Origin of the sequence: Rothia dentocariosa ATCC 17931 (assembly GCF_000164695.2) — a bacterium.
In the GTDB taxonomy this organism is placed as follows: Bacteria; Actinomycetota; Actinomycetes; order Actinomycetales; family Micrococcaceae; genus Rothia; species Rothia dentocariosa.
On the sequence record NC_014643.1, the window covers coordinates 285,485 to 299,245 of the forward strand.

At 53.8% G+C, this 13,761-nt stretch carries 16 protein-coding genes; 1 reads left to right on the top strand and 15 read right to left on the bottom strand.

Going from position 1 to position 13,761, the window contains the following annotated elements; translation table 11 throughout:
- The first annotated feature begins 173 nt into the window (after positions 1–173).
- On the top strand, positions 174–542 hold the full coding sequence (mscL, locus tag HMPREF0733_RS01255; protein ID WP_004005247.1) for a large conductance mechanosensitive channel protein MscL: 369 nt from the start codon (positions 174–176) through the stop codon (positions 540–542).
- A gap of 207 nt (positions 543–749) precedes the next feature.
- Here mscL and glmM read toward each other — a convergent pair whose 3' ends face one another.
- The 15 genes from glmM to secY form a co-directional block, all read right to left on the bottom strand.
- The gene (glmM, locus tag HMPREF0733_RS01260) at positions 750–2,108 is read right to left on the bottom strand and encodes a phosphoglucosamine mutase (protein WP_013397601.1); all 1,359 of its coding nucleotides are present in this window, start codon (positions 2,106–2,108) and stop codon (positions 750–752) included.
- 101 nt (positions 2,109–2,209) lie between these two features.
- Positions 2,210–3,265: a polyphosphate kinase 2 gene (gene ppk2 / locus HMPREF0733_RS01265; RefSeq protein ID WP_013397602.1), complete on the bottom strand. Its 1,056-nt coding sequence runs from the start codon at positions 3,263–3,265 to the stop codon at positions 2,210–2,212.
- A 169-nt stretch (positions 3,266–3,434) separates the two neighbouring features.
- Complete coding sequence (gene rpsI / locus HMPREF0733_RS01270) at positions 3,435–3,932, bottom strand: 30S ribosomal protein S9 (RefSeq protein WP_004005250.1); 498 nt, start codon at positions 3,930–3,932, stop codon at positions 3,435–3,437.
- A 33-nt stretch (positions 3,933–3,965) separates the two neighbouring features.
- A complete protein-coding gene (gene rplM, locus HMPREF0733_RS01275; protein ID WP_004005251.1) occupies positions 3,966–4,409 on the bottom strand; it encodes a 50S ribosomal protein L13 in 444 nt (147 codons plus the stop codon).
- A 264-nt stretch (positions 4,410–4,673) separates the two neighbouring features.
- Positions 4,674–5,570: a tRNA pseudouridine(38-40) synthase TruA gene (gene truA / locus HMPREF0733_RS01280; RefSeq protein ID WP_115333628.1), complete on the bottom strand. Its 897-nt coding sequence runs from the start codon at positions 5,568–5,570 to the stop codon at positions 4,674–4,676.
- A gap of 219 nt (positions 5,571–5,789) precedes the next feature.
- A complete protein-coding gene (gene rplQ / locus HMPREF0733_RS01285) occupies positions 5,790–6,509 on the bottom strand; it encodes a 50S ribosomal protein L17, sunset domain variant (protein ID WP_004005253.1) in 720 nt (239 codons plus the stop codon).
- A gap of 100 nt (positions 6,510–6,609) precedes the next feature.
- Positions 6,610–7,602, bottom strand: coding sequence for a DNA-directed RNA polymerase subunit alpha (locus HMPREF0733_RS01290; RefSeq protein WP_013397604.1), 993 nt, complete (start codon positions 7,600–7,602; stop codon positions 6,610–6,612).
- 137 nt (positions 7,603–7,739) lie between these two features.
- Positions 7,740–8,144, bottom strand: a complete 405-nt coding sequence (rpsK, locus tag HMPREF0733_RS01295; protein WP_004005255.1) for a 30S ribosomal protein S11 — start codon at positions 8,142–8,144, stop codon at positions 7,740–7,742.
- A gap of 68 nt (positions 8,145–8,212) precedes the next feature.
- Positions 8,213–8,581 (bottom strand): 30S ribosomal protein S13, encoded by a 369-nt coding sequence (rpsM, locus tag HMPREF0733_RS01300; RefSeq protein ID WP_005505026.1) that lies wholly within the window; start codon positions 8,579–8,581, stop codon positions 8,213–8,215.
- Positions 8,582–8,754: 173 nt separating this feature from the next.
- Positions 8,755–8,868, bottom strand: coding sequence for a 50S ribosomal protein L36 (gene rpmJ / locus HMPREF0733_RS01305; RefSeq protein ID WP_004005257.1), 114 nt, complete (start codon positions 8,866–8,868; stop codon positions 8,755–8,757).
- Between the two features lie 126 nt (positions 8,869–8,994).
- On the bottom strand, positions 8,995–9,216 hold the full coding sequence (gene infA / locus HMPREF0733_RS01310; RefSeq protein WP_005505018.1) for a translation initiation factor IF-1: 222 nt from the start codon (positions 9,214–9,216) through the stop codon (positions 8,995–8,997).
- Between the two features lie 208 nt (positions 9,217–9,424).
- A complete protein-coding gene (gene rlmN / locus HMPREF0733_RS01315) occupies positions 9,425–10,654 on the bottom strand; it encodes a 23S rRNA (adenine(2503)-C(2))-methyltransferase RlmN (protein WP_004005259.1) in 1,230 nt (409 codons plus the stop codon).
- A gap of 80 nt (positions 10,655–10,734) precedes the next feature.
- The gene (gene map / locus HMPREF0733_RS01320; protein WP_013397606.1) at positions 10,735–11,571 is read right to left on the bottom strand and encodes a type I methionyl aminopeptidase; all 837 of its coding nucleotides are present in this window, start codon (positions 11,569–11,571) and stop codon (positions 10,735–10,737) included.
- A 117-nt stretch (positions 11,572–11,688) separates the two neighbouring features.
- Positions 11,689–12,252 carry an adenylate kinase gene (locus HMPREF0733_RS01325; protein WP_013397607.1) on the bottom strand — a complete coding sequence of 188 codons (564 nt, stop codon included), beginning with the start codon at positions 12,250–12,252 and terminating at the stop codon, positions 11,689–11,691.
- Entirely contained in the window at positions 12,249–13,556 is a 1,308-nt protein-coding gene (secY, locus tag HMPREF0733_RS01330; RefSeq protein ID WP_013397608.1) for a preprotein translocase subunit SecY, read from the bottom strand. Before secY ends, HMPREF0733_RS01325 begins: the two co-directional genes overlap by 4 nt.
- Between the last annotated feature and the right edge of the window lie 205 nt (positions 13,557–13,761).

Here is a 13,761-nt window from a genome sequence, read left to right on the forward strand (position 1 = left end):
AGCTTACACCCCTAACTAGTCTTTAGACGGGGTTCTAACCCACAGAAACAAATATCTAAAATCAACCTTTACAGATTGATATATGATGCACTAGTGAAGAAAATCACTTTATTTGGAGCGGTTTTTGTTGGTTTTTCCTGAAAATTTGCTGGGAAACACGATACCCTAGGTACATGCTTAAAGGTTTTAAAGATTTCTTGATTCGTGGCAACGTTATCGACCTTGCAGTCGGTATTATCATGGGTACTGCGTTCACCGCAGTTGTGACTGCGCTGGTTCAGTCGGTGCTCATGCCCGCAATTTCCATGCTCGTCCAGTCTCCGAACTTTGATTCTTTCCTCGTCATCGGTCAGATTAAGATCGGTGTCTTCCTGACCGCTGTCGTAAACTTCCTGCTCATTGCGGCTGCTGTGTACTTCGCTGTGGTTCTTCCGGTTCAGAAGCTCAATGAAAGGGCTACCCGCAACAAGGGTGAAGAAGAGGAAGAAGAAACCGAGCTTACCCTTCTCAAGGAAATCCGCGATTCCCTCGCTAAGAAGTAATCTACGGATCACTCCGATTCAAACATACTAGTCATTCAACAAAAGCCGTGGGGCGCATCCGAATTTGGATGCGCCCCACGGTATTTTTCAGCTCGAATAAATCTGCCGATATGAGCTAAACCTGCGCTATAAACAAAATGCGTATCGTCGGCGAAATATTTCTATTTCGCCGACGATACGCATCAATTTTCTAGAAAGCTTGTAAGACTAGAGAGCCAGTTCTTTCGCCACCACATCCGCAAGGTGCTGAGCAACAGAATCGGCCTGCTCCTGCGTAGCGGCCTCAACCATAACGCGCACCAGCGGTTCGGTTCCAGAAGCACGCAGAAGAACACGCCCGCTCTCCCCCAGCCCCTTCTCAGCATCGGCCACAGCAGCATTCAGCGCAGCATTGGTTGAAACGCCGGCACGATCTACGCCCTTCACGTTAATCAAACGCTGCGGGGTGGGCTGCATCCGTGAGGCCAGCACAGAAAGTTTCTCCCCGCTACGCGCCACCTCAGCGGCAAGCTGAATCCCGGTGAGCACACCGTCGCCCGTGGTCGCATAGTCACTCATAATCACATGCCCGGACTGCTCACCGCCTAGGTTATACCCGTGCTCACGCATCTCTTCGAGTACGTAACGATCTCCCACGGCGGTGCGCACCAGCGAAATACCGTGCTCACGCAGATAGAGTTCAAGCCCTAGGCTGCTCATCACGGTTGCCACCAGAGTGTTCTGGCTCAGGTGCCCAGCACGATGCGCCGCCAAGGCAAGAATAGCCATAATCTGATCGCCGTCTACCAGGTTCCCCTGCTCATCAACTGCCTGACATCGGTCGGAGTCACCATCATGGGCAATCCCCAAGGTTGCGCCGTGTTCAACGACGGCAGCTTGAAGGGTCTGCGGATGCGTAGAACCTACGCCATCGTTGATATTGGTGCCGTTCGGTTCAGCAGCGAGCGCGATAACTTCGGCCCCTAGCCGGGTGAAGGCCGCAGGAGAGGCTGCATAAGCCGCACCATTTGCGCAGTCCAGCACAATCTTAAGACCCGTGAGGGGCTTCTCGTCTTCTAGCGTGGAAACTAGGTGCTTAACGTATGCCTCGGTACCGTTCTCTAGGGCGCAGATAGAGCCGACCTCACCCCCGGTAGGGTACCTAAAGTTCTTTTCCCGGTACACGCGCTCAATGGCATCTTCGGTGGCGTCTTCAAGCTTTTGTCCACCACGCGCCAAGAATTTAATACCGTTATCGGCGGCGGGGTTATGCGATGCTGAGATCATCACACCAAAGTCTGCATCCGTGTAAGCAACCAAGTAGGCGGCGGCCGGAGTGGGGACGATTCCCGCGTCCAACACATCCACACCAGCGCTGGTAAACCCGGCTTTCATGGCAGAGACAATAAAATCTGCGGATGCGCGTGAATCGTTAGCGATTACGGCGCGGGGGCGGGTGCCTTCGGCGACCTGCTCGTGTCCAAGTACAAGGGCGGCTGCCTGCGCGAGCTCAAGAGCGAGTGCCGGAGTGATAATCTCATTCGCGAGGCCGCGCACGCCGTCAGTTCCAAAAAGTCGTTCAGTCACCTTACTATCTTACGCCGGAACCGCCCCCGCTTTGGTAGGCAGGGGCGGTTCTTAGTTATTTTCTTAGCAGGTTTATTGAATAAACCAACCAAAAGTTTTATTTATTGGATGACAGGAAAACCTTCGGGGTCACTGCCGCCTTCTTCTTCAAAAACATCCGTTGCAGAACGTACAATCAAAGGATCGCAAGTTCCCACGACTTCACGGTCTTTTGAGGTGTAGTCGAATTGTGAAAGCACGTAACGCATGGCTTCCAAACGAGCACGCTTCTTATCATTTGACTTAATAACGGTCCACGGAGCATCGCCGGTATGGGTGTAGAAGAACATGGCTTCTTTCGCAGCAGTGTAATCATCCCACTTATCGAGCGAAGCTAGGTCAGTAGGTGATAGCTTCCACTGACGAACAGGATCAGTACGGCGTGAGGTAAAGCGTGCCAGCTGTTCCTGCTTGGTAACTGAGAACCAGAACTTAATGAGCTTAATGCCCGAGTTCACGAGCATACGCTCCAGGTCGGGTACTTCGCGCATAAACTCGAAGTACTGGGCCTGCGTGCAATAGCCCATCACACGCTCAACCCCGGCGCGGTTGTACCAGGAACGGTCCATCATGACGATCTCGCCACCAGAGGGTAAGTGCTTGATATAGCGCTGGAAATACCACTGAGTCTGTTCAATATCGGTTGGCTTTTCAAGAGCCACCACGCGAGCCCCACGGGGGTTCAGGTGTTCCGTAAAGCGTTTGATGGAACCACCCTTACCCGCAGCATCGCGTCCCTCAAAAATAATGAGGATTTTCTGCCCGGTCGATTTTGCCCATAGCTGGAGCTTCAGAAGCTCAATCTGCAGTGCGCGTTTTTCTTTTTCGTATGCTTTACGACCGAGTTTTTCATCGTAGGGGTAGCCAATCTTCCAGGCATCGCCCCTTGAGCTTTTCTTATTTCCGCTCAGAGCATGGGTGAGAGATGCCATTTCATCCAGTTCTGCCGCATAGTCTTCAACCACCGAGGTGCGACGAACTTGGGGTTTGAGAGCTTCTTTAATAGCGTGCTTTTTCTCTGATACGGCTGGATCTGCAACATCGGAAGACTGAGGAGCAGTTTCGGGTACGGTACTCTCGACCTGCTCCGTTGCGGGCTGAAGGTTCTTTTCTGTCATGAATTCTCTTTCCGTTCGTGTCTGCTTTGACACTTTAACTGTACCGAGAGTGAGAATGAGTGACAAATGTAACAGTTATCGCAACCTTATGCAGGTAAACCCCTTATAATGCACAAAGCCCCCGCGCTTCTTTGGGAAGTGCGGGGGCTTTGTGCAGCAGAACCAGCGATTAACGCTTGGAGAACTGCGAAGCCTTGCGTGCCTTCTTGAGACCGGCCTTCTTACGCTCGATAACACGTGCGTCGCGAGTCAAGAAGCCTGCCTTCTTCAGCGCGGGACGATTGTTCTCACGATCAATCTCGTTGAGGGCACGAGCGATACCAAGGCGCAGCGCGCCTGCCTGACCGGAGGGACCACCACCGCTGATGCGTGCAATCACATCGTAAGCACCTTCAAGTTCCAGGATCTTGAACGGCTGGTTCACATCCTGCTGGTGCAATTTATTGGGGAAGTAGCTATCCAGGCTACGGCCGTTAATGGTCCAGTTACCGGAACCGGGAACCACGCGAACACGTGCCACTGCTTCCTTACGACGACCGACTGCAGCACCTGCAACAGTCAGTGCCGGACGGCTTGTCTGTGCAGCCGCCGCGACGGGGGCTGCGGATTCCGAGGTGTAGCTAGTGAGCTCTTCCTCGACTACGATCTGCTCTTCGTTCTGAGCCACGATTTCTCCTAATAGTTTCTTCGTAGGCCCGAATTACTGGGCGACCTGGTTGAATTCGTAGGTCTTGGGCTGCTGTGCCGCGTGCGGGTGCTCGGGACCAGCGTAGACCTTCAGCTTCTTGATCTGCTGTGCAGCTAGCTTGTTCTTGGGCAGCATGCCCTTCACAGCCTTCTCAACCGCACGAACAGGGTTGGTTTCAAGAAGCTCTGCATAATTGACGGACTTCAGACCGCCAGGGTAACCCGAGTGGCGGTATGCACGCTTCTGCTCAAGCTTTGCACCGGTCAGAGCGACCTTCTCGGCATTCACGATGATCACGAAATCGCCGGTATCCACGTTAGGGGTAAAAGTCGGCTTGTGCTTACCGCGCAGCAGGATAGCGGTCTGGCTTGCGAGGCGACCGAGCACCACATCGGTGGCATCAATGATGTGCCACTGGCGCTCAACTTCGCCGGGCTTAGGAGTATAAGTGCGCAAAATATTGGCCTTTGTCTCGAAATGTACATTCGGCGCTTAGTTGGGTATCACGCCTATTACTACGTGCATGACGAATCCGGGTGAGGACCGAATGCTCGCCCGTTCTGGCCCGTACTCTGCGACACCTTGACGTCCTGCAACTAGACAGTGCCGAGAGCGTGCTCGGGCAGAACACGCACAACTAGCAAAACTATACAGCAATTTAGGTGCTTAATCCACACCAAAACCCTTAAATGGCGCGGATTCCCCGTTAAAAATGTTGCTCTACCGCATTGCCCGAGTAGCTCGTGCCTGCAGACCGTACTCTTCAGGCGCTGGATAATCAATGTGTGCAAGAGCTAATCCATGCGGGGGTGCCATAATGAGTGAGGCATCCCGCTGCGGGTTTTCTAGGCGTTCCCGCAGCCATGTTTGGGTCCGTTTTCCGGTGCCGTAGAGAACTAGTGCCCCTATAAGCGAGCGCACCATATGGTGACAAAAAGCGTCTGCCTCAACCGTCGCTTCAATAACTCCGTCATCATGGCGTGTTAGGTATATACGGCGGAGTTCACGAATCGTCGTAGCTCCCTCACGCGGCTTACAGAACGAGAGAAAATCATGTAGCCCCGTAAGTTCATGAGCTGCCTTGTTAAGATCTTCAAGGTCTAGGCTTTCGGGAATGCACCAGGCATACGCGCGGCGCAGCGGATCGGGGCTACTCCCCTGTCCATCCAGGATGCGGTACGTATACCGCCTGCCGGTCGCTGAAAACCGCGCATCAAAGTCCTGCGGCACGGGCTGTACCTGGTGAAGCACAAGAGATCCTTGAAGAAGCCCGCGCATGCGCTCAGGGATTCCTAGCGTATGTTCTGCCTGCGCCAGGGTTCGTTTCAGGGCACCAGAAACCTTACGTTTGAGCGACTCAGCTGGATCTGCCAGCCCGTCACGCCCGGTAAGTTTCTGCCAGGTTTCAGCGGCAATATCGAGGTGGATAGTCTGCGCCTGCGCATGTACTCCGGCATCGGTACGACCGGCGACCGTCACTCGGTGATGCGCGCGAAGCACCAGCTCCAGCGCATCCTCTAATACACCCTGCACAGTTACCAGATTAGGCTGCCTTGCCCACCCGCTAAACCACGTGCCTTCATAGGCGCAGTCGATACGTACCCGCTGCGTGCCCAGCACCACGTCCCCATCGCCAGATGATGGCTGCGAGTCCAGGTTGATCTGTGATGCCTGAGGAACAGGCTCTTGTAACTGATCCGACACAGTAGCTTTTCCCTTTCCCCCTTCAACAATACCTGGTGAATTGCCCAAGAATGTACGTCTGAAACACGCAAAATCCGTCGCCTATGAACCTAGGCGACGGATTTTGACAATAAGCTAACGCGTTAGCTGTACTTACTCAGCAGAAACTTTCTGAGCTGCTGCACCACCGGCGGGTGCGTAACCTGCCGCCTCAGCCGACTCAGCGGAGTCAAACCAGATTTCGGCGATGGTGTTTGCATACCAGCGGGAGCCGGGCACGTGGTACTTCATCGAGTCAGCGTTACCCTTGACCTCGAAGCCTTCGGGAGCCTCACCAGATTCTAACGGAGCGTGTGCGCCTGCAGGCAGACCCTCGGTACCTTCAGACTTAGCGGGCTTAGCTTCTTCCTTAGGTTCAGCCTTTTCAGCTTTTGCCTTCTTTGCTTCAGCCTTAGGAGCCTCGGCAGCCTTCTCAGTAACCTTGGTAGCTTCTGCAACAGCACCCTTGGTTTCTACAGGCTCCATTACGAGTTCGATAACGGCCATAGGTGCGTTATCGCCCTTACGGTTACCGATCTTGGTGATGCGAGTGTAGCCACCGGGGCGCTCGGCCATTGCCGGTGCGATTACAGTAAAAAGCTCGTGTACTACGGACTTGTCGGTAATGGATCGCAGCACGCGACGGCGAGCCGCCAAATCGCCCTTCTTACCGAAGGTGATGAAACGTTCAGCCACCGGGCGCATACGCTTTGCCTTAGTCAAGGTGGTGGTGATGCGCTTGTGCTGGAAGAGCTGCGCCGACAGGTTATTGAGCATTAGGCGCTCATGGGTCGGGGAACCGCCGAGGCGGGGACCCTTAGTGGGAGTAGGCATAGTTATTTCTCCATGATTTACGTTCCACCGCCCCAACAACGGGACTTAGGAACCACGTTTACTGATCCCGGAACAACCGGGTGAACTATTCGATCGAAATTTATTCGCCGGAACCGTCTTCGTCATCGTATGCACGAGCAACGGGTTCAAAGCCCGGAGGGGAATCCTTGAGAGCCAGACCAAGCTCATGCAGCTTAGCCTTGACCTCATCAATGGATTTAGCACCGAAGTTACGAATATCCATCAGATCTGCCTCGCTACGGGTCACGAGCTCACCTACGGTGTGGATGCCCTCGCGCTTGAGGCAGTTGTAGGATCGAACGGACATGTTAAGGTCCTCAATCGGCAGAGCCAAATCGGCAGCCATGGACTCGTCGGCAGGCGACGGACCAACCTCGATACCCTCGGCAGCAACGTTGAGCTCACGTGCAAGTCCGAAGAGCTCAACCAGGGTGCTGCCTGCGGATGCGACGGCATCGCGCGGTGCAATGGCTTCCTTGGTTTCGACGTCCAAAGTCAGGCTGTCGAAGTCGGTGCGCTGTTCAACACGGGTTGCGTTAACGCTGAAGGTAACCTTCAGAACCGGGGAGTAAATAGAATCAACCGGAATACGGCCGATCTCTGCATCACCGGTCTTGTTCTGAGCTGCAGACACATAACCGCGACCGCGCTCAATAATCAGTTCGGCATTGAAGTTTGCCTTCGCGTTGAGGGTTGCGATGTGCAGTTCCGGGTTGTGGATCTCAACACCGGCAGGTACTTCAATGTCGGCTGCAGTAAGTTCACCCTCGCCCTGCTTACGCAGGTATGCAACTACAGGCTCGTCATTTTCCGAGGAAATCGAGAGCTTCTTGACATTCAAGATAATCTCGGTGACATCCTCGGTGACTCCGGGAACAGTGCTGAACTCGTGCAGAACACCGTCGATACGAACGCTGGTAACAGCGGCGCCGGGAATGGAGGACAGCAGAGTGCGACGGAGGGAGTTACCCATGGTGTAGCCGAAGCCCGGCTCAAGGGGCTCGATGGTGAAGCGCGAACGGTTCGGCGCTACGACCTCTTCAGTCAGAGTGGGGCGCTGTGCAATAAGCACTTTGTTTCCTTTCGGTGAGCTCCGCTATATGAGCCCACAAGTTTGGGAAAACAGATTTTAGGAAGCAGACGGGTGTCTGGACTCTTTGGTGTTATCTGTGAAGACGACAGCCGCAGAGGGATTAGGCATTCGCCTAATTAGACGCGGCGGCGCTTCGGCGGACGGCAACCGTTGTGAGCTACGGGGGTTACGTCCTGAATCGAACCAACCTCTAGGCCTGCTGCCTGCAGAGAGCGGATTGCGGTCTCACGGCCAGAACCGGGGCCCTTTACGAAAACATCAACCTTACGGACGCCGTGTTCCTTAGCACGGTTTGCGGCAGTCTCAGCAGCCAGCTGTGCGGCGTAGGGAGTGGACTTACGAGAGCCCTTGAAGCCCATATCACCTGCAGAGGACCACGAGATTACTGCACCGGTGGGATCGGTAATGGAGACGATAGTGTTGTTGAAGGTCGACTTGATGTGAGCCTGACCAGCAACGATGTTCTTGCTGACCTTGCGGCGGGTCTTGCGAGCAGCCGCGGCGCGAGTCTTGGGAGGCATTATTGATTCTCCTACAAAGGTTTTCTAATACGTTGGTCGATACTGATAGTTCGACAGAGCAACGTTGCTTACTTCTTCTTACCTGCGACGGTACGCTTCGGGCCCTTACGGGTGCGTGCGTTGGTCTTGGTGCGCTGACCGTGAACCGGCAGGCCGCGACGGTGACGCAGACCCTGGTAGCTGCCGATTTCAACCTTGCGGCGAATATCGGCTGCAACCTCGCGGCGAAGATCACCTTCAACCTTGTAGTTGCCTTCGATGAAGTCACGAAGTGCCACAAGCTCCTGGTCGGTGAGATCCTTGACGCGAGTGTCAGGGTTCACGCCGGTAGCAGCAAGGGTTTCGTGAGCACGGGTCTTGCCCACGCCGTAAATGTAAGTGAGAGCAACTTCCACGCGCTTTTCGCGGGGAATATCAACTCCAGCGAGACGTGCCATACTGGCTTCTCCTTGTTGTTTTCCAGAGGTCTGTAGCATCACTGCCCGGGTGTTTGCCCGGTCCCCGGCCTCTGAGTCCGGAGGTATCCGCATCCTTTATCACTCGATAAACAATGCGGAGCGGTGCCTATGACGATTCCGCCCGCAGGCGGTGTTACGCAGCTACCGTGGGCTTAGCCCTGGCGCTGTTTGTGGCGCGGGTTTTCGCAGATCACCATGACTACGCCATGACGGCGAATCACTTTGCACTTATCGCAGATCGGCTTAACGCTCGGCTTGACCTTCATCGCATTCCTTTTGATTGCAACTTGATAACTGGCGAGATAAGAGGTTCTTACTGGGCAACCAGAAGAACTATTTATCCCTATGAACACGACTTAAACGCCGCCGAAGCGACGTTTAATGATCGGGTTTTACTTATAACGGTAGACGATACGACCACGGGACAGGTCGTAGGGGCTCAGTTCCACTACCACGCGATCCTCAGGCAGGATTCGAATGTAGTGCTGACGCATCTTACCCGAGATGTGCGCGAGAACTTTGTGACCATTGTCTAGCTCAACACGGAACATCGCATTGGGCAAAGCCTCAACCACAGAGCCCTCGATCTCGATGACGCCGTCTTTCTTTGCCATATCCTCCGCTAACGTCGGTGCCCAGAGTTTATGCTCTGAACAGTTTTATCTTCTGATGCTGTATATCTTCACACACTGGTGAAGAGCGTTTTGCACCTGCAAAAAGGGCGCACTTAACGCTGGTACAAACAGCCAACTATCAACTATACGACATAGTTGCCTTTTAAACAACTGCAGAATAAGGGTTATTACTCGGTATGAGGCGCCCCTATTCCTCTTCTTTGGCAGCGAGCTGGCCACATGCACCATCAATATCAGAACCGCGAGTATCGCGAATTGTCGTTGGAATACCGTGTGCCCGCAGACGCTCCACAAAATTCTGCTCCACGCCCTTACGCGATGCTGTCCATTTTGAGCCAGGAGTCGGATTCAACGGAATAGGGTTTACATGCACCCATCCGCGACCGCGCTGTGCGAGCTTTTTCCCCAGCAAATCGGCGCGCCATCCCTGGTCATTAATATCGCGAATAAGAGCATATTCAATCGAGATGCGCCGCCCGGTCGTGCGGTAATAGTCGTATGCGGCATCCAGAGTCTCATCAACCTTCCACCGCTGGTTAATGGGAATAAGCTCATCGCGCAGTTCATCATCCGGCGCGTGCAACGATAGGGCAAGCGTAATCGGCAGTTTCTCCAGCTCAAACTTGCGGATACCGGGCACCAAACCCACGGTAGACATCGTAAGTCCGCGCGCGGAGATACCCAGTCCCTCGGGGGCGGGATCGATCAGACGGTGCACCGCACCCATCGTTGATTTATAGTTTGCGAGCGCCTCGCCCATTCCCATAAATACAATATTGGAGACGCGTAGCGGGCGGGTATCTTCCGACCCTCCATCGGCCTTGTCAAGACCCTTCATCTGTTTCAGATATCGTGCCCCAGCAACTACTTGCTCCACGATTTCTGCGGTCGAGAGATTGCGGGTGAGCCCCTGCTGCCCGGTGGCACAAAAGGGGCAGTTCATCCCGCATCCAGCTTGCGAGGAAATACACATGGTGACACGGTTGTCATACCGCATAATGACCGATTCAATAAGCGCCCCATCGAAAAGACGATGTACGACTTTGAGGGTATCCCCGCCGTCAGCTTCTAGGGTTCGCACGGGAGTTAGCAGCTGCGGCATTGCGCGGGATACTATTTCGTCACGGTCCTGAGCAGGCAGGTCTGTCATCTGCGCCGGATCGTTAACCAGCCGCTCGAAATAGTGCTTTGAGAGCTGCGATGCGCGGAAGGGCTGGTATCCCAGTTCCTTGAGGAATTCACGGCGCCCTGCCATATCAAAATCGGCAATATGCTTGGGTGGTTTTGTTCGCCGGGGTGCTTTGAGCGCAATTTTTCCCGGTTCAGGGCGCACGCTTGAAATCTCCACGGGTACTTTGGTGGAGCGCGACGTGGAATCGGTTGAAGCTGCGGCGCAGCCTGTCAGAGTTTCGCTCATAGTTTTCCTTCGGGCGTTATAGATGCTCAGCCTGTGGTTATGATGCTTGTCAAGGATGCACGCCCCAAAGCGGGCAGATGCTACTTAGGAATCGGTACGGGGATAATGCCGAAGCGTGCCAGTTCAGAGGCTCCCCCATCTTCTGCGGTTAGAACCCATAGACCATCTCGATGCACGGCAACCGAGTGCTCCCATTGGCAGGCATCCGACCTGTCGGTTGTAATGACTGTCCAGTCATCCTCAAGTACGGTGGTATCGGTATTCCCCATTACAAGCATGGGTTCGATTGCAAATGCCATGCCAGGTTTAATTTTTGGGCCGAGGTCACGAGCGGCGTAGTTCAGCACGTCGGGTGCCATATGCATCTGGGTACCGATGCCGTGGCCTACATAGTCTTCGATGATACCGTATGTATCCCCGGTTTCGCTGCGCACGAATTCTTCGATCGCAATCCCAACCTCGCCGATTTTCTTTGCGTGTGCCAGGGCTGCGATACCGTGCCAGAGGGCTTCCCGGGTTATATCGGATAGGTCTCGGCGGGCCTGTGAAGTATGTCCAACCAATACAGTTCGCGCAGAATCGCCATGCCACTGCTTCTTAGTAGCCGGGTCAATAATATAGGCGCCTCCATCGATGGAGATAATATCGCCGTCTTGAAGGATATAGTCACCGGGTATGCCATGTACCACCTCATGATTCACAGAGGTGCAGATACTTGCAGGGTAGTCATAATAACCATAAAAGTTCGAGATTCCGCCCTGTTCTTCCAGACTGCGCTCGAAAACTTTATTGAGCTCTGCGGTACTCACCCCGGGCTTTGCTGCCGCAACTGCCGCATCCAACGCACGGCTAGTTATGATGCCTGCGCGCGACATGTGATGTAACTGGGCATTAGTTTTGATCTCTACACGTGCCATAGGGTTCCTTCTCGTTCTGAGTCCTAAGAGCATTGCCGTATCACCATTACTGCGGCAGTGCGTTCATGCAACTGCGCCCCCGCACGATGACGGAGGCGCAGTTTATGATGTATATCCCTAAGATAGGGCTTTAAGAATACGTTCGGTCACGTCGGCAATCTCACCTAGACCATCAACCTCTTTGACGATACCGCGTTCACGATACTTCGCAACCAACGGTGCGGTCTCTTCTTCATACACCTTCAAGCGATGGCGAATGACCTCTTCATTATCGTCGGTGCGACCTTGCTCAGCGGCTCGGTTGAGCAGTCGGGCAACAAGCTCGTCATCATCCGCAACAAGCAGAAGTACACGGTCGATCTGCTGGTTTTTATCCGCAAGGATAGCATCAAGCTCGTGAACCTGAGCGATGTTGCGGGGGTATCCGTCGAGAAGGAAACCGTGTGCCACATCGGCTTCGTCAAGGCGAGCACGCACCATATTGTTCGTAACAGAATCGGGCACGAGGTTGCCGGAGTCAATATACGACTTCGCTTCCTTACCGAGCTCGGTCTCTTCCTTAATGTTCTTCCGGAAAATATCGCCGGTCGAAATCGCGGGAATCTTCAGCTCCTCAGCGATCTTGACGGCCTGAGTGCCTTTACCGGCACCGGGAGGACCTATGATCAGAAGACGGTTCATCGAAGCAATCCTTCATAGTTTCGTTGTTGAAGCTGGGCGCTGACCTGCTTGAGAGTATCAAGACCAACACCCACCACGATCAGCAGCGATGCACCGCCGAACGGGAAGTTCTGGTTTGCGTTGAAGAGAACCAACGCAACAAGCGGAATCATGGAAACCACAGCGAGGTAAAGCGAACCCGGAAGTGTAATGCGGGTTAGCACATAGCTGAGGTAACGTTCAGTGGGCTTACCCGCGCGAACACCCGGAATAAAGCCGCCATATTTCTTCATATTGTCTGCAACCTCGACCGGATCGAAAGTCACCGCAACATAGAAATACGTGAATCCAAGAATCAGCAGGAAGTACAGAGCGATGTACAGCGGATGATCGCCCCTCGTAAGGTAAGTATTTACCCAGTTCACCCATTCGGGGGGTGCTGCACCACCCTGTGGTGTATTGAACTGCGCGATAATACCAGGCAAAGTCAGCAGTGAGGAGGCGAAAATGATGGGAATAACGCCTGCCATATTGACTTTGAGCGGAATATAGGTACTGGTGCCGCCAATAGTACGGCGACCAATCATGCGTTTAGCGTATTGCACGGGAACGCGGCGTACAGACTGCTCCACGTAGACCACAGCAAGCATCACGGCAAGGCCCACAAGACACACGGACCAGAAGACGAACGGACCCTGCTGTTCCAGGATGGAGCCCAGAGCATTCGGGAATGAGGAAGCAATTGAGGTGAAGATAAGCAAAGACATGCCATTACCCACGCCACGCTCAGTAATTTGCTCGCCCATCCACATGATGACGCCGGTACCGGCACACAGAGTAATGATAATAACCAGGATGTGCAGCACATCGTCTTGCGGGATGATACCGGGGCAGTTCCCCAGAAGCACGCCAGAGCGTGCCATAGACACAATCGTGGTCGCGTTGAGAAGCGCAAGAGCAATAGTGAGATAACGGGTGTATTGAGTGAGTTTGGCCTGTCCCTGAGCCCCTTCATCGTGCAGCTCTTGGAAACGAGGAATGACCACGCGCAACAGCTGAATAATAATGCTTGCCGTAATGTAGGGCATCACGCCCAGCGCGAAGATAGAAAGCTGTAGGAGTGCACCACCGCTGAACAGGTTGATGATGTCGTAGGCGCCACCGTGAGTTTGGTTGGCGTTAAGACACTGCTGAACCGTGCCGTAGGAAATACCGGGGGCGGGAATGAAGGTGCCCATACGGTACAGCACAATCATGCCTAGGGTAAACAGCAGCTTACGTCGCAGGTCGGCGGTCTTAATGACTCGCCCGAACGCGCTAAGCACATGTCCTCCTGAAAATCTTGGGGTATGTATTCGCTAACACAGATGTTAGGAACACGCTAAACACATACCTTCCAGTCTAGCCTGTTCACCGGTGTTGTCGATAACCACGGCGCGAGATATGTGTATTTTGTATTCTGTGAGCGTTATTTAAGATGAATTTTCTAGAATTTCTGAGACGTTAAATACATCATAAAAGCTTTAATGC